16 protein-coding genes are annotated in these 15,360 nt (G+C 54.6%); 9 read left to right on the top strand and 7 right to left on the bottom strand.

Annotated elements, in window-relative coordinates; translation table 11 throughout:
• Nucleotides 1–2 precede the first annotated feature (2 nt).
• From AC6IZD_RS07785 to AC6IZD_RS07765, 5 genes are all read left to right on the top strand, one after another.
• The gene (locus AC6IZD_RS07785) at nt 3–3,650 is read left to right on the top strand and encodes a DUF3683 domain-containing protein (protein WP_497787124.1); all 3,648 of its coding nucleotides are present in this window, start codon (nt 3–5) and stop codon (nt 3,648–3,650) included.
• Nucleotides 3,651–3,732: 82 nt separating this feature from the next.
• Nucleotides 3,733–3,933, top strand: coding sequence for a hypothetical protein (locus tag AC6IZD_RS07780; protein WP_497787123.1), 201 nt, complete (start codon nt 3,733–3,735; stop codon nt 3,931–3,933).
• A 150-nt stretch (nt 3,934–4,083) separates the two neighbouring features.
• Nucleotides 4,084–5,226: an aspartate--ammonia ligase gene (locus AC6IZD_RS07775; protein ID WP_497787122.1), complete on the top strand. Its 1,143-nt coding sequence runs from the start codon at nt 4,084–4,086 to the stop codon at nt 5,224–5,226.
• Nucleotides 5,227–5,364: 138 nt separating this feature from the next.
• A complete protein-coding gene (locus AC6IZD_RS07770) occupies nt 5,365–6,132 on the top strand; it encodes a DUF72 domain-containing protein (RefSeq protein ID WP_497787121.1) in 768 nt (255 codons plus the stop codon).
• 85 nt (nt 6,133–6,217) lie between these two features.
• On the top strand, nt 6,218–7,213 hold the full coding sequence (locus AC6IZD_RS07765; RefSeq protein ID WP_497787120.1) for an SDR family oxidoreductase: 996 nt from the start codon (nt 6,218–6,220) through the stop codon (nt 7,211–7,213).
• 40 nt (nt 7,214–7,253) lie between these two features.
• Here the strand turns inward: AC6IZD_RS07765 and AC6IZD_RS07760 are convergent, their stop codons facing one another.
• The 7 genes from AC6IZD_RS07760 to AC6IZD_RS07730 form a co-directional block, all read right to left on the bottom strand.
• Nucleotides 7,254–7,901 carry a UdgX family uracil-DNA binding protein gene (locus AC6IZD_RS07760; RefSeq protein WP_497787119.1) on the bottom strand — a complete coding sequence of 216 codons (648 nt, stop codon included), beginning with the start codon at nt 7,899–7,901 and terminating at the stop codon, nt 7,254–7,256.
• Between the two features lie 31 nt (nt 7,902–7,932).
• The gene (locus tag AC6IZD_RS07755; RefSeq protein ID WP_497787118.1) at nt 7,933–8,913 is read right to left on the bottom strand and encodes a CPBP family intramembrane glutamic endopeptidase; all 981 of its coding nucleotides are present in this window, start codon (nt 8,911–8,913) and stop codon (nt 7,933–7,935) included.
• Nucleotides 8,914–8,961: 48 nt separating this feature from the next.
• Complete coding sequence (gene efp, locus AC6IZD_RS07750) at nt 8,962–9,537, bottom strand: elongation factor P (protein WP_497787117.1); 576 nt, start codon at nt 9,535–9,537, stop codon at nt 8,962–8,964.
• A 178-nt stretch (nt 9,538–9,715) separates the two neighbouring features.
• Nucleotides 9,716–10,549 (bottom strand): glycine betaine ABC transporter substrate-binding protein, encoded by an 834-nt coding sequence (locus AC6IZD_RS07745; protein ID WP_497787116.1) that lies wholly within the window; start codon nt 10,547–10,549, stop codon nt 9,716–9,718.
• A 56-nt stretch (nt 10,550–10,605) separates the two neighbouring features.
• On the bottom strand, nt 10,606–11,196 hold the full coding sequence (locus AC6IZD_RS07740) for an ABC transporter permease (RefSeq protein ID WP_497787115.1): 591 nt from the start codon (nt 11,194–11,196) through the stop codon (nt 10,606–10,608).
• 47 nt (nt 11,197–11,243) lie between these two features.
• Entirely contained in the window at nt 11,244–12,035 is a 792-nt protein-coding gene (locus AC6IZD_RS07735) for an ATP-binding cassette domain-containing protein (protein ID WP_497787114.1), read from the bottom strand.
• A 74-nt stretch (nt 12,036–12,109) separates the two neighbouring features.
• Complete coding sequence (locus AC6IZD_RS07730; RefSeq protein ID WP_497787113.1) at nt 12,110–12,688, bottom strand: NADH-quinone oxidoreductase subunit B; 579 nt, start codon at nt 12,686–12,688, stop codon at nt 12,110–12,112.
• A 73-nt stretch (nt 12,689–12,761) separates the two neighbouring features.
• Between AC6IZD_RS07730 and AC6IZD_RS07725 the strand changes: the two genes are divergently transcribed.
• Genes AC6IZD_RS07725 through AC6IZD_RS07710 form a run of 4 tightly spaced genes read left to right on the top strand, consistent with a single transcriptional unit; the run spans nt 12,762 to nt 15,356 of the window.
• Complete coding sequence (locus tag AC6IZD_RS07725) at nt 12,762–13,367, top strand: hypothetical protein (RefSeq protein WP_497787112.1); 606 nt, start codon at nt 12,762–12,764, stop codon at nt 13,365–13,367.
• Between the two features lie 44 nt (nt 13,368–13,411).
• On the top strand, nt 13,412–14,122 hold the full coding sequence (locus tag AC6IZD_RS07720; RefSeq protein WP_497787111.1) for an HAD family hydrolase: 711 nt from the start codon (nt 13,412–13,414) through the stop codon (nt 14,120–14,122).
• 27 nt (nt 14,123–14,149) lie between these two features.
• A complete protein-coding gene (locus AC6IZD_RS07715; protein ID WP_497787110.1) occupies nt 14,150–14,953 on the top strand; it encodes an ABC transporter substrate-binding protein in 804 nt (267 codons plus the stop codon).
• Complete coding sequence (locus tag AC6IZD_RS07710; RefSeq protein WP_497787109.1) at nt 14,946–15,356, top strand: (deoxy)nucleoside triphosphate pyrophosphohydrolase; 411 nt, start codon at nt 14,946–14,948, stop codon at nt 15,354–15,356. The genes AC6IZD_RS07715 and AC6IZD_RS07710 overlap by 8 nt, the downstream gene beginning before the upstream one ends.
• The last annotated feature ends 4 nt before the right edge of the window (nt 15,357–15,360 follow it).

Genomic DNA, 15,360 nt, shown 5'->3' with positions numbered 1-15,360 from the left:
CAGTGGCACCGACCGTCCCCCGGCCGCGAGAAATTCCTTTCAACTACACCTCTGCTGACGATCGCCAAGCGGTCTCGTTTCTCCTCGGAGAAGAGATTGTCCGCACTCTCGACGATCTTCGGAGCGCCCGCGTCACTGGGCGGTCGGCTCGCATCCTCATGCGATTATTGGGCGAGATCCTGATTCACAAACGCAATCCTTATCTTTTCGAGGAGTTACTGACATCACCTCCACGCCGCAAGCGCTTCTTTAAGAATGCGGCGAAAGATCTGGACACCATCGCGTCGAAGGCTGACGGGGATGCCCGCGTTTATGCGGTTCTATCAAAGTGCTATTCCCTCGTGGACTCATTCCGTGCTGATCTTCACGAGACGCCCGCGCTTCGCCACCGTATCCGGCGCGAACTCGCTCCTATCGTCGGAGCTCAGAACGTTCTGTTTGATCCGTTCACGATAGTCTCGCACGCGACCGATGCTACAGATTGGCGACTGCACCTGCCAGTGGCTGTCATCACGCCCGAGGACGAGGCAACGATCGCACCGCTTCTGCAGGCCTTGGCTCGTCTAGAGCTCAAAGTGATTCCCCGCGGTGCCGGAACCGGACTAACAGGCGGAGCTGTGCCTCTACGTCCTGGATGCGTGATAGTTAACACTGAGAAGCTCAACCATATTCGTTCCGTCACGCAGCGTGAGTTCCAGCTTGAAGATGGCACCGTTGCCGCGGCTTCAGTAATGGAGCTTGAAGCTGGAGTCATCACCGAAAAGGCAATGGAACACGCTGCTGAAAAAGGCCTCGTTTTCGCCACAGACCCTACCAGTTCATGGGCGTGCACGATCGGCGGCAATATTGCCGAAAATGCAGGAGGAAACCTCGCAGTTCGGTGGGGCACCTGTATCGACAACCTGATCGAGTGGCGCATGGCCATGCCTTCAGGAGATAGTTGGACCATCCGGCGCGCGAATCATCAGTTGCGCAAAATCCTCCCTGAAGACATGGTGATCTTTGACGTTCTGAAGGCAGACGGCACACCTATGAAGCGCATATCCCTTCTAGGTAGTGAAATTCGCAAGAACGGTCTTTGGAAGGACATCACTAACAAAGCGCTAGGTGGCCTCCCGGGTCTACAAAAGGAAGGAACGGACGGCATCATCACTTCAGCCGTTTTCATTCTCTACCCGCAGTATCCGGTGAAGAAGACACTCTGCCTCGAGTTCTTCGGGCCGGATTTTGATGAAGCCAGCCGCGTCATTCTTGAGCTTTCACGCGCGTTTCCTCTTCCGACTAAGGAAAGCGAGGCCTTGCTTGCGCTCGAGCATTTCGATGACGAATACATCCGCGCGATCAACTACAAGGTAAAGGCGCCCCGTGCGGAAACTCCGAAGGCCGCACTCCTGATCGATATCGCTGGACATACCCCGGAGCAGGCATCTCAAGGTGTCGAGCGTATACGCATGCTACTGGAGCGTCATCCCAACACGCTCATGTTTCTGGCCGCAGATGCGCAGGAATCAAAACGGTTCTGGTCTGATCGCAAGAAGCTTGGGGCCATCGCTCGCCGCACGAATGCGTTCAAGATGAACGAGGACGTCGTGCTCCCGCTGAATACCCTTGCGGAGTTTGCGCGATTCATAAACGACCTCAACGTCGAAGAAGAGCGCTTCACGCAAGTTCGGTTCGCGCAACGAGCTATCGAAATCTTCACCGGATTCCATTCCAGCGATGACGGTAGCCAGATCGCGGCGAAAACTCCCGCGGCCGTCGCGCTTTGCGCCGAGTTCTCCAAGGAAGTGCAGCATCTTGATTCGCGGCCTCTGCGTAGCCTTGGCCGACTACAAGATTTCCAGCATGGTCTCAGCAAGCTTGCTCGGGGCTTTCCAAAGTTGCTTGATGCGTTGAACTGCGCATTCCAGGAAGTTCGTGATCGGCGCATCGTGATTGCAACACACATGCATGCTGGCGATGGAAACGTACACGTGAATGTACCGGTGCTCTCCAATGACCGTCCTATGCTCGAGCGCGTAGATGAAGTGATCGACCGCGTTATGGAAAAGGTCATATCGCTGGGCGGTGTTGTTTCAGGCGAACATGGGATTGGACTCACCAAGCTTAAATATCTCGAGCCGAAGCGTGTGGCGGAGCTTGCCGCCTACCGTCGTGTGGTCGACCCCGATGGCCTGATGAACCCGGGCAAGCTCGAGGACTACGACGTTCTGGGTCACATCTTTACGCCGTCATTCAATCTATTGGAACTAGAAGCCCGCATTCTTCAACATGGTCAGTTAGAAGAGCTATCTCGCAAGATTGCACACTGTGTACGTTGCGGCAAATGCAAAGCAGACTGCTGTGTCTACCATCCAGCGCGCGGCATGTTCTATCATCCGCGCAATAAGAATCTGGCGATAGGCTCGCTGATTGAAGCACTTCTCTATGACGCACAGCGTGAGCGCTCGACTCACTTCGAACTGCTGCGCTGGCTGGAGGAAGTAGCTGACCACTGCACTATTTGTCACAAATGTTTTGCGCCCTGCCCGGTCGATATAGACACGGGCGAGGTTTCAGTGCTCGAGCGCCAAATACTTACGAGTTGGGGCTACAAGCACACGCCAATTGCTACACAGCTAACACTCAAGTATCTGGACAGCAACTCGCCAACGTTCAACAAGCTGTTTCGGACCGGAGTCGTACAACTCGGTGGTGCAGCGCAACGAGTGGGTAGCAAACTGACCCGCCGTCTCCAACCCGCCGAAGGTCCATCGCAGTTCTATCCTTTGCGATTGTTAACCTCATCAGTCGCTCGAGTGCCTTCGCATACTCTGCGAGATGTTCTCCCCTCGTGTGAGGCGGACCAAGCACTTGTATTCGAGCCGATAGTTCAGCCCAATGCGGATGACCAGAAGACGGTTTTCTACTTCCCCGGTTGCGGCTCAGAGCGTCTGCATTCAGACATCTCAATGGCGGCTATTCATCTTCTGCTGGTGACGGGCACTCGCGTTGTGCTCCCGCCGCCATTTCTCTGCTGTGGGTTTCCAGCCCAGGTGAATGCGAAGTCGAATCTCCATTCCGGCACCGTGTTGCGGAACACAATTCTCTTCAGCCAGATGCGAGATATGTTCGCCTACTTGGATTTTGACGCATGTGTGGTTACCTGTGGCACGTGTCGAGAAGGTCTCGGGAATACAGACATAGAAAGCCTGTTCGGGCGAGTGCTAGACGTTTCGGGCTATTTGTCTGAGCGCGGTCTGAGGGTGAACGAGGGTATCGGGCCTTCTGGATATCTGTATCACTCGCCTTGCCACGATTCGCTCGATGGGAAGGCAATCAGTGTCCTCGGCACGCTTGGAGGATTTGGTAATATCAAAGCTGTCCCTCATTGTTGTTCGGAAGCCGGAACGCTATCGCTCTCTCGGCCCGATATCACTGACTCAATGCTTCACCGCAAGCGCGAAGCGTTCCGTGAAGTGATACCGGAAGGGACAAAAGCCAAGGTGCTGACCAACTGCCCTGCTTGCGTGCAAGGACTCGGGAGAAGCAGAGATGTTGGTGTCGAACCGTTGCACATCGCTGTCGCCCTGGCGGAAATAGTTTCAGGACCAAATTGGAGGAAGCACTTCGCTGAACAGGCGAAGCGCGCGACAGCGGTTACCTTCTAAGGCCACAGACTACTCGGGACGGGTACCAAAGTGATCCACTTTGGAGTTTATGGAGATCCAGAGTTCCTGTTAAACTGCGCGCATGGGCAAGGCCGAGAACAATTCCGGGTTCAACAGCGAGGTCGTAGACCTTACGAAAGACGAATCGCGGATCGACGCTTACAAATGGGAGCGTTTCGGCCTTATGGCGGCCATATTTCTGGTGGTGCTGATCGTGGTCGTTGTCGTGCAGTATAGATACCAGCACTTCTCTTTTTCCGTAACTCCGAACGCACTTCGATAACAAATCCGCATTCTAAAAATAAGCGCACAGTGACTGGTGATGCCTGATACAGACCTACCCTCGGGCTCCGTGTTCTCGTATTGTCCGCATTTTTATCGATTCCGTTCTCGGTTGTTCACAGTCTCGCGGATTTGCTGAAAGGAGACGGTTATGGCGACCCTAGTAGCGGACAAGCGTGCGGACCTTGCCGGCCCCGGCATTGGAAACTACACCGACATAGAGCGCATCCTGCCCAAAGACTACATCCCCTTACTCTCGCCTCGCGACACTCAGAAAGCCATCTTCGAAGTGAAGCGCTACATCGAGGACAATCTCTGCCGCGAGCTTAACCTGTTCATGAGCGCCGTTCCGCTCATTGTCGATTCATCCAGCGGCATTAATGATTTTCTAGATCGCGATGGCTCACGATCTCCTATCCAGTTTCATGTTTCGAACGACAACAATGAACATCCTGTGCACGCCCAGATCGTTCAGGCTGCCACGAAGTGGAAGAGAATGGCGCTTGCAGAATTTGGCTGCCATCCTGGTGAAGGCATCTGCACCGACATGCGCGCTGTCCGAAAGGACTACTTCCTTGATCACGATCACAGTTGCTATGTCGATCAGTGGGATTGGGAACGGGTGATCCGTCCGGAGGACCGCAATCTCGACTTCCTCAAGGCGATAGTCCGCTCTATATGGAAAGTGATCGTTGGCGCACAGCGCTTCGCACAGGAACGTTTCCCGGCGCTGGTACAAGAGGGATATCCGAACCTGCCGGAGGAAATTGAGTTCTTCCATGCGGAAGAGTTGCTCGACATGTATCCGAACCTGCCCCGCAAGCAGCGTGAGACGCTGCTCCTGCAGAAGCACCCTGCTGTTTTCCTCATCGGAATCGGCTGGCCTTTGCAGGACGGTTATCCCCATGAAATGCGCGCTGCAGACTACGATGACTGGGTGACGCCCACCACAATGCGAGATGGCAGACCTGCACACGGACTCAATGGAGATATCCTTGTCTGGAACCCCGTTACGAACCGTCGTCACGAGTTAACGTCAATGGGAATTCGAGTCAATGCCGAAACTCTGAAGCATCAACTAACGATTACAAATCAGCTCAGCTTCCTTTCCTTCCCGTATCACAAGGGAATCATGAACAACGAGATTCCGCTCTCAATCGGAGGAGGCATTGGCCAGAGCCGCACGATGATGCTTCTACTTCGCAAAGCTCACCTAGGGGAAGTCACGGTAAGCGTCTGGCCGAAGATTCTGAAAGAGATCTGCGAGGACCACAATATTTACGTGCTCGAATAGACATCTGGCCTCCCTGCAGAGAAGCGGATCCAATTGGGTCCGCTTCTTTTTCCCTCACGCATCCTCTCTCGTGTGCAGTCCACTGAGCATCCATAGCGTGAAGGCGTCTCCCAGAATCGAAGCGACTTCGGCCCTAAAATGAAAAGCAGATGTGAGATTCGCATCGGTACTTCGGGGTGGCACTACAAGCATTGGGTAGGACGATTCTATCCGGAGCGTTGCTCGGCAGCATCAATGCTGGATTTCTATCTTCAGCACTTCGACACGGTTGAGATCAATAACAGCTTCTACAAGCTGCCGGATTTCAAGACTTTCCGCGCATGGCAAGCAGCCACATCGGCGAGCTTCCGCTTTGCCGTGAAAGCCAGCCGCTTTATCACTCACAACAAGAAGCTCAAGGATCCGGAACACGCTCTGAACAACCTTCTGCCCAGAGCTGAAGCACTCGGAGACAAACTCGGGCCAGTGCTGTTCCAACTTCCGCCCAAGTGGCAGATCAATCCAGGACGACTGGAGGAGTTTCTCTCTTCCCTGCCGGACTTCCATCGTTACGCATTTGAGTTTCGCGAGACGAGTTGGAACAGTGAGGACATCTACAGTCTTCTTCGGCAATTCAACGCAGCATATTGCGTCTATGAACTCGGCGGATATCATTCGCCAATCGAGGTCACCGCAGACTGGGTGTACATTCGCCTACATGGCCCCGGGGGACGCTATCAGGGAAGTTACTCGAATGATGTCCTAGGCGAGTGGGCCGCGCGGATTGTGAATTGGAGCAAGAATCTTAAAGCTGTATACGTCTATTTCGATAACGATGATTCGGCCTATGCACCATTCAACGCTCTAGAACTCAAGCGCATGGTTGATGCGTTGCTCGCCCTTGAGCAGAGACCGAGCGCTGCCTGAGGTTCGTCGAGCCCCCGGTGCGGTAATCCTGCCCGCGACCCGTTTCATCTCAAGAGGAATATCCATGCAAAGATGAGGAACCCTAATGGCAAAGTCTGTGGCGCGCAATAACACAAAGAAGAACACGGGCAGTATTGAAGAGGGTACACAACAGAACTCTCGACAAGGCTCAAGTACCCTGCACGAAATGCCTGGCCGCGGAACGTCCAGTGAGCCAGTGCACGAGCCTCAGCCGCCTTATCCAAAGCAGCATCAACCTCGCCCCGGGATTGAGGGCCAAATGCAACCCAAGCCAGAATACCAAGGCATTGCATACAAGGCTGCGGGAAAGCTTCGAGATCGAGTGGCCCTCATCACAGGTGGCGATTCAGGTATCGGCCGCGCGGTCGCCGTGCTCTATGCCCGTGAGGGAGCGGACGTAGCTATTGTGTATCTTCCCGAGGAACAATCGGATGCCGAGGAGACGAGAAACGCAGTAGAGACTGGTGGACGCCGCTGCTTGCTTATACCCGGAGATGTCACAGATCCGGAGTTCTGCGATCGTGCGGTTGAGCAGGTTGTGAGTGAATATGGAAAGCTCGACATTCTGGTAAACAATGCGGCCTTCCAGCAACACGCGAAAGAGATTGAGGAAGTTACAGACGAGGTCTGGGACAGAACTTTCAAAACGAATATCTATGGGTATTTCCGGATGGCTCGCGCCGCACTACGCCATATGAAGCAGGGAGCGACGATCATCAATACCGGTTCCATCACGGGTCTCGAGGGAAACCGCCAACTGCTAGCGTACGCATCCACCAAGGGCGCAATTCATGCGTTTACAAAATCGCTTGCTCAACTCCTTGTTGACCGGAAGATTCGGGTGAACTGCGTTGCGCCTGGACCGGTCTGGACTCCCTTGAACGTTGCCGACAAGGCGCCGGAGAAAGTCGCTGAACATGGCCAGAAGACTCCAATGCAGCGTGCGGCTCAACCTGAGGAAGTCGCACCTGCATATGTGTTCTTCGCCTCGCAAGGAGATTCGAGCTACATCACGGGAGAGGTAATCACATTGCTTGGCGGGGGCACAATTGCCGCATAGAACTATAGGCTGGTGTTCTGTTTGGTTCACCAGCCTCTTATCACGCAGCCTCAGCTCGGTGTAACAACTGCGACACCTTTTGCAAGTCAGCGATGAGCATCTGCATCATCTTGCTGCGCTCCTGCTCGTCAGGGGCTCGCAAGATAGCGGAAGGATGAAACGTCGCCATTGTATGCGCCGCAATAGGCGAGTGGACCCATTCGCCTCGTTGCTCGGTAACGCGGAAAGCACGGCCAAGCAAACCTTGTGCGGCGGTGGCGCCCAGCAGCACGACCACCCGAGGCTTCACCACAGCCATTTCGGCCTCGAGCCAAGGACGACAGGCAGCGATTTCAAGGCTGTTTGGCTTCTTGTGTATGCGCAGTTTGCCACGCGGTTCCCACTTGAAATGTTTCACCATGTTCGTGACATAAACGTCAGAGCGGTCGATACCAGCCGCTTCCAATGCTCTGTCCAGCACTGCACCGGCTGGCCCAACGAAAGGCGTGCCCTGCAAGTCTTCCTTGTCACCCGGTTGCTCACCAACAAACATCACATGCGCGTGCCGAGTGCCTTCGCCAAATACGGTTTGCGTGCCGCTCTTCCATAGATCGCAGGCACGACAGCCGGATGCAGCGTCCCGTAAGGAATTCAGTGTGGGTTTACTCGGAATCAGAGGCTCTGCCGTGCTTTGTGCTTTCCGTGGCATGACTGTGGGATGCACGTCGTGTTTCGCTGGTTCATCTGAACCAAAGAGACCACACAACATCAACAAGTGTGTGAGTAGCGCTCGACGCTAACAACTGCCGACGTTCACGCCACGCTCTGCCATAAAAAACTCCAGCGATGGTTGCGAGCACGACATAGCGCCAATTGAAGATCGCTCCCTTGTTAAAGTGTGATAACCCAAACAGGACGCTCGCTAGAATCAATGAACCACTGCGTCCGACGCGCGGCTCAAGGAGATTCTGTAGAACGCCGCGAAAGAAAACTTCCTCCGGTACGGCGGTCAGAAGAAAAGTTACGAGCAGTGCGACCAAGATGTGCGCTAACGAGTGTACACGCGGATGAAAACTGATGAAGTGCAAGGCAAAGCCGATGCCAAGCGCGAATGGCATAAAGAAGATCCATTCCCGTACGCCTATCTTTAGAGCACTCGGTTCCGGAATGAACGAATAGCCGGTGTGTTCTAGTTCCCTGACAACTAAGAAAGCATATAGCGCGACGTCGCAGAGGTACAGCTTCGGCAGGCTACCGAGCCCGGGATGAGCCCATGCCCCAGCGAAGACTCTCGATTCGAGCATCAAGGCGAGCGCAAGCAACACTACTACGTCTTGCCACAGGAGTTTCTGCTGTCGTGGAGCGAATGCGAGCAAGGCACTGAGGCCGACAGGCGTGATAGCCAAGGCTATCACATAGCGCGAGTCAAACTCATGCAAAGGCAGAGCATAAAGCAGGTACGGAATCGCGAAGACGCTTGGTGCGCCGACTCGCATCCAAACGGCCGGAATTGCTCTGCGTATCCGTGGCGCAGCTCCAAATGCAAAGAACCAGAGTGGCGCAAGCAGCAAAGCAAAACCTGCAAACGCAGGGGCAAGTGCGACCGAGAGCGAACGCGCCCACGGCAAAGTTTGCAGTTCCAGCCAGAATGCAGCAAGCAGCAAAGCAAAAGCCGTGGGGATCAGCGTACGTCGAAAAGAGATGGGTAGGACTGTGTTCACACTCCTCTCCGGCAGCACAGAATGCTTCGGAGTAGGATGTCGGAACTGTTACGCTCGTCCGGCGAATTCTCGGGTTTCGGTGGAAACTTTGACTTTCTCCCCCGTCTTGATAAACGGCGGAACGCGGATCTCAATACCGGTTTCGAGCTTCGCAGGCTTCGTCACCACGCCGCTGGAGGTGTCGCCGCGGGACCCGGGTTCAGTGTAGGTGACTTCAAGTTCCACATGAGGGGGAAGTTGCATCCCGATCGGGTTGCCGTTGTACTTCATCAACTCGATCATTGCGCCTTCTATGAGGAAGTCCAGAGCATCTCCCATCATCTCTCCGGATAGCGTGATGGTTTCATAGCTCTCTTGATCAAGGAAGTGCGATCCATCGCCATCGCTGTAAAGGTAGGACGCCTGGACAGTGTCCAGATCAGGGTCCTTGAACTTGTCACTTGCCTTGAACGTTTTGTCGAAAACCGCACGGGTAATCAGGTTCCGCATCTTAAGGCGAACCAACATCTGAGCCCCGCGAGCGGACGGTGTGCTCACTTCGGCTTCTAGACAAACGTACGGTGCGTTTTCAAACTCGAAGTATGTCTTGCGCTTTACATCAACGGCGTCAATCAATGCAGCCATAATCCCTCAAATCGCTGGCCAAGGCGGAGAGCGTACATCCCCTCAGCTCCATCTGTAATATTTCAGCAATTCTAGGATAGCAGGGTGTCCAGCACGGCGGCGCTCGACGGGATGTGCCGTTACAAACTGGACAAATTCCCCTCCTTGCCCTCCCTTCTTGTTGATCTTCGAATCGCAATCAGCCGCGAGTTGTCAGTCTATTGGCACGAAGGTATTCCAGTGCAACCTGGCGAACGTCATGTTTTTCACCATCGGCTAAATAGTTCATTTTGCGCATCTGCTCTGCAGTGATCTTTCCCGCCAACCGGGAGAGCACCTGCGCCAGTTGCGGGAATTCTTGCAATGACTTCCGGTTCACGACTGGTACAGCGTCATAAGGCGGAAAGTATTGTTGGTCGTCGTCGAGTACTTTCAAGCCGAGCACATCAATAAGTCCATCCGTATTGGACCCAACGACAACATCCACTTGCTTCGCCTGAATCGCGCGGTAGAGCAATCCCAAATCCATCACACGGGGTGGCTCTGCAAACTGCAACCGATAAGTCTTGGCAAGTCCCTTGAACCCATCCTGTCGTTCCATGAACTCATACCCGACTCCAAGGCGCAGTTGGGGCGCAACGTGCGCGAGTTGCGAAAGGTTCTCTACGTCAAGGCGCCTTGAATCGTCCCCACGCATGATCACCGCAAAGCTATTGTTGAACCCTAGTGGATCTCCGACAACCAGATCGAACCGTTTCGCGTACTCTTTCCTGACCTGAGTGAGTGCCGCATCATGATTCGCGACGGGGCGTTCTTTCAGAATCGCTCCCAGGGCCGTCCCTGTGTATTCGATGTACGTATCGATACGCCGTGCCAGGATCGCCTGCTGACAGATGTACGTACCAGCCAGATAGAACCGGCGCTCAACAGGAACGCTGGAAGCGGCCTCCAGCATTTGCGCGAGAATCTCTCCCAGAATTAGCTGTTCGGTGAAGTTCTTTGTTCCTACCGCGATCGTCGAGCGACGAGCCATGCATGCTTGCAGAGAGAGCGCGAGTAAACCAGTCGTAAACGAGCGCCGATCCATTCTTAGTGAATCCTGCGTTGAACCACTCTCTGCACCAACCCGATTCCAAAATCCGCAGCGAGTGCCATGAATGCGGCTGGAATGGCGCCTGCAAGAATCACATGCATGTCCACCATTGCAAGCCCGCGGAATATGAACTCTCCTAATCCTCCAGCGCCGATTGCAGCGGCGATCGTCGCCACGCCGATGGTGATGACGGTTGCAACACGAATGCCAGTCAGGATCACAGGCGTCGCGAGCGGCAATTCAACATGCCACAGCAGTTCAAGCGACTTCATGCCCATGGCCGTTGCTGCTTCTCGTACTGGTGCGTCCACGCCTGTAATGCCCACATATGTATTGCGAACAATTGGAAGCAATGCATAAAGAACGAGAGCCGTTACGGTAAGACGATTCGCTCGCACCCCGAGCCACGGTATTGGGAGCAGCAGACCGAATAGAGCGAGGCTCGGAACGGTCTGAACTACATTTGTCACCGCAAGGACAATGCTCTTGAGTCGTGGACGTCGAGTGATCAGAATTCCGAGAGGAACGCCAACAATGGTGGCCAACACCATCGCTATGAAAACGAGACTGACGTGTTCTGCGCTCAAGGTTGCGATTTCCCGACTATGATCACGCCAGAATTGAAGCACTTGAGCTACCTTTGCACATGGATCTGCTGCCCGGCTCGAAATGCCTCGACAAACGGCCGCACAGCGGGGTCAGTGGACTCTAAAAACTCACGCGGGGAGTAGATGCCGAGCAGTCTTCCTGCTTCCATTAAAGCAATCCGCGAGCCTAGCAACAGAGCTTCCCCAACATCATGAGTGACGAAGACAATCGTTTTCGCGAGACGTTCTTGTAGCCCCTTAAACTCGCGCTGAATCTCCACTCGCGTGATCGGATCCAGCGCTCCGAAAGGTTCATCCATCAGAAGTAGTGGCGGATCCGCCGCAAGCGCCCGTGCCAACCCTACTCTTTGCTTCTGTCCACCCGAGAGCTGATTGGGGTAGCGCCGCGCGAACTCCTGCGCAGGCAAGCCCACAACGCGCAAGACTTCCTCTACCCGCGAGGCGATTCGCTCCCGACCCCATCCCTCAAGCTTTGGCACGAGTGACACGTTCTCCTCGACCGTGTAGTGAGGAAACAGCCCGACATCTTGGATTGCATAGCCTATGTGACGTCGCAGTCTGATGACGTTCCACCGAGTCGTTGATGTCCCTTCAACCCGTATCTGCCCTGATGAGGGTAACAGCAGGCGATTGATCAGCTTTAGACAGGTAGTCTTTCCAGAGCCGCTGCGACCAAGTAACATCAGCGTCTCGCCTGAATGAACCTTTAGGTTTATAGAGGTGAGTAATTCGCGTGCGGAATTCAGGCGGTAGTGCACATTCTCGAATTCCACCGTCGGTTCGGCGCGATCACTCATTGAAATAGATAAGGGCCGCATCCTTACTGCGGCCCAACTCTGATTCAGATGCGAGTCAATGCTACAAGGCGCAAATCGGCGGTTCAGAATCCGAACTATTCGCCGACGTTCAGTGCACGCTTAAAGGAGCCACGCTCCTTTGCGATCTTCTCCTGCAGCAAGGTTATAGCGTAGATTAGCTGCTCCGGGCGTGGTGGGCATCCAGGAACATAGACGTCCACGGGAATCCACTGATTTACGCCCTGCACGATTGCATAGTTGTTGAACACGCCTCCAGAAGTCGCACATGCCCCCATGGAGATAACCCACTTAGGTTCGGGCATTTGCATATAGAGCTGGCGAATTACCGGCGCCATTTTCTGCGAGACTCGGCCTGCAATGATCATCAGGTCTGATTGTCGCGGCGAAGGACGGAATACCTCGGCTCCAAAACGTGCAATATCGAAGCGCGAAGCCCCCATCGCCATCATTTCGATAGCGCAACAAGCCAAGCCGAAGGTCATCGGCCAAATCGAGTTTTTGCGAACCCAGTTTACGGCTGAGTCAAGCGTTGTAAGGATCAGGCCTTCCTGCTCATGGCTCCCGCCGTATGTGACACGGGCAATGCGAGCAGGACTTTGCGGGTCGCCCGCCAGGGCCTGAAAACGCTCAATTCCAGTAGTATTCTTCTCCATCAGTCCCCCACCGTACTGGTAATTGTAGCAACGTGCAGGGTTACGCGCCACTTCTGCCCTGAGGTCCCGCAAAGTGGCACTAGCCCGAAGCTGCGGCTCCTGCTACCTTAGGGCTATGCACAGCCCGGGTATTTGCGGTGTCATCTTAGCCGACGTGCCGCGTCCCCAGACCGACAGTTTGCCGAACCCAACGCCCCTCGCCGTTGTCTCAGACCTTGTTGATGCACTCAACGCGGAAACAGAGCTGGTCATCATCGCCGCGAAGGAGCAGTCTGAACAGCTAGAGCCATTGGCCTGGGCTAAGGCGGCCTATTTTCTTCCGCTTCCGCCAAATGCAACTTATGCCGAAGCACTTCGCTCCGTGTTGCAGGATGTTTTGACCAGAGGACGTGATACTGCGCTGGTGATCTCGGGTCGCTGTCACGGGCTGACCTCCAACACCGTACACCAGATGATCGAGACCTACTGCTCAGCTGAGAATGACATCTGGGGAGTCGTACTGAATTCCGAAGCGCTTAATGGGCCACCAGTGCTTATGGGCCGCGGCATGATCGAAATGGCTTTGCACTCAGGGCACTTGGGTTCCGTAGAGGAGCTTCTCGATGGCAATCGCGATCACCTTTACTACATGGCATCCGCGAATGATGAAGCATCCGGTGTCCCCCAAGCTTCGAGCTAGCTTGTGCGCCCTTCATCTTTATTTCATCTATCAGGAGTGATTGTTTGAGCCAGACGTCTCTCACGCTCAGTTCAGTTCAGTTCTTGCAGCAGGTTCTCCAGTCCCGTCCGCGTATCGCAGTCTTCGACTGTGACGGTACGTTGTGGGCCGGCGACTCGGGTGCGGATTTCTTCTACTGGGAAATGGAGAATGGTTACATCTCACCTGAGATCATGTCCATGATTCGGCATCGCTACAACGAGTACCTCGCCGGACGAGTCGATGAGCTCTCAATCTGCGGTGAAATGATCCAAATCAATAAAGGCGTTCTGCTGGAAAAGCTCCGCCAGGGGGCGAGAGAGTTCTTTGCCAAGATCGTTGAGCCTCGGATTTTCCCGGAGATGCTGGAGTTAACTCGAGAACTGGCAGCACAAGGATGCGAACTCTGGGCCGTGTCCAGTACAAATAACTGGGTAGTTGAAGCAGGTGCAAAGGTATTCGGCATCCGTCCAGAACGCGTGCTTGCCGCCACCTTGGCTGTAGAAGATGGGTTGATTACGGACCGCATCCTCCGCGTTCCTACAGACGAGCTAAAACAATCGGCTATCGCGGAAGTAATTGCCCGTCCTGTTGACGCAGTGTTCGGAAACTCGATGCACGACTTTGCCATGCTGGAGAAAGCAAAAGCCGCTTACGCCATCAATCCCAATCCTGACCTCGAACTGAAAGCCTCGGAATTGGGCTGGACTATTTATCGGCCACAGATGCCGCAATAGACTGGCCGCACGGAGACGGCTTTGAATATGCGCATTGTTTCGTTGCAACCCAGCGTTACGGTGACACTCGCAGGCTTAGGAGCGATCAATCAGATTGTCGCCTGTACCCGTTACTGCAAAGAGCTGTGCCCCGAGGTAGCCAAAGGTAAGCAGGAAGTCATTGAAGATTCTTGGACTGCCAATACTGAGCAGATCTTGGCCGTGCGTCCGGATATCGTGATTGCCTCGGTCCCGTATCGCCTTGAATCGCTCGCATCTATCCTGAGGGCTGGAGTTCGAGTCATTGCATTGGCACCAAAATCGCTGGCGGATATCTACGCGGACATTCGTGTGCTTGCTGCGCTCGTGGATCAATACGTCGCAGGTGAAAAGATCGTTAGCTGGTTCCAAGACGAGATTCAGCAGACACGCGAGACGGTTGGGGGCCGTCCGATCCAGCGGGTTTTTTGCGAGGAGTGGGGCAAGCCACTGATTCCCTCGCAAAGATGGGTTGCCGAATTGGTAGAAGCGGCAGGCGGTTGCACGATAGGAGCGCCAGGCGAGCAGACAACGGCGGCCGCTGTGGCGGCTCAAAACCCCGACGTCGTGCTGGCAGCGTGGTGCGGTGCTGGTGATCGAGTGCCTCTACAGAAGCTGGCGCTTCGCGATGGATGGATTGGAACTCCGGCAGTCAAGCGCAGGCGCGTTTACTGCGTAGCGGATGAGTTGTTCAACACGCCATCCCACACTCTGGTCGGAGGATTGCGAGCAATCCGATGGGCGTTGCACCCCGACCTTTATCGCCGTCCGATGGGGATTCACGGCTTGGATGATGGAGTGAAAGTTGCCTGAAATATTGACCTTAAAGCAGGTAGTAGCAGCTGTAATCGTGCGAGAGGACAAGGTGTTAGTTTGCCAGCGCCGGGAGGATCAGCCCTTTGCGTTGCAATGGGAGTTTCCCGGAGGGAAAGTGGAGGCGGGTGAACAACTCCATGTCGCTCTTGCCCGCGAACTGCGCGAAGAACTCGCGATCGATGCAGTAGTTGGCCCAGAAATCGCAACCGTTCGCCATCAGTACGCTGAAGGGTTAGGCGTAGAGTTGCACTTCTTTGTGGTCGAGCATTTCACGGGCGAAATGAAGAACGTGATTTTCCGCACCATACGATGGGAAGAACGTATGGCGCTTCATGCAGCGAGCTTTCTCGAAGCGGACAGGGCAATCGTCGAGAAGATCAAAGCGGGCACATTAGCGTAGGCTC

The sequence above is a fragment of the Koromonas humicola genome, from assembly GCF_059726255.1.
This window is presented reverse-complemented; position numbering and strand designations above follow the sequence as displayed.

Bases quoted from the DNA above. Each gene is read 5' to 3' on its own strand.
- AC6IZD_RS07780 (WP_497787123.1), top strand. From the start codon at position 3,733: ATGGGCAAGGCCGAGAACAATTCCGGGTTCAACAGCGAGGTCGTAGAC.
- AC6IZD_RS07775 (WP_497787122.1), top strand. From the start codon at position 4,084: ATGGCGACCCTAGTAGCGGACAAGCGTGCGGACCTTGCCGGCCCCGGC.
- AC6IZD_RS07770 (WP_497787121.1), top strand. From the start codon at position 5,365: ATGAAAAGCAGATGTGAGATTCGCATCGGTACTTCGGGGTGGCACTAC.
- AC6IZD_RS07765 (WP_497787120.1), top strand. From the start codon at position 6,218: ATGGCAAAGTCTGTGGCGCGCAATAACACAAAGAAGAACACGGGCAGT.
- AC6IZD_RS07760 (WP_497787119.1), bottom strand. From the start codon at position 7,901: ATGCCACGGAAAGCACAAAGCACGGCAGAGCCTCTGATTCCGAGTAAA.
- efp (WP_497787117.1), bottom strand. From the start codon at position 9,537: ATGGCTGCATTGATTGACGCCGTTGATGTAAAGCGCAAGACATACTTC.
- AC6IZD_RS07745 (WP_497787116.1), bottom strand. From the start codon at position 10,549: ATGGCTCGTCGCTCGACGATCGCGGTAGGAACAAAGAACTTCACCGAA.
- AC6IZD_RS07735 (WP_497787114.1), bottom strand. From the start codon at position 12,035: ATGCGGCCCTTATCTATTTCAATGAGTGATCGCGCCGAACCGACGGTG.
- AC6IZD_RS07730 (WP_497787113.1), bottom strand. From the start codon at position 12,688: ATGGAGAAGAATACTACTGGAATTGAGCGTTTTCAGGCCCTGGCGGGC.
- AC6IZD_RS07715 (WP_497787110.1), top strand. From the start codon at position 14,150: ATGCGCATTGTTTCGTTGCAACCCAGCGTTACGGTGACACTCGCAGGC.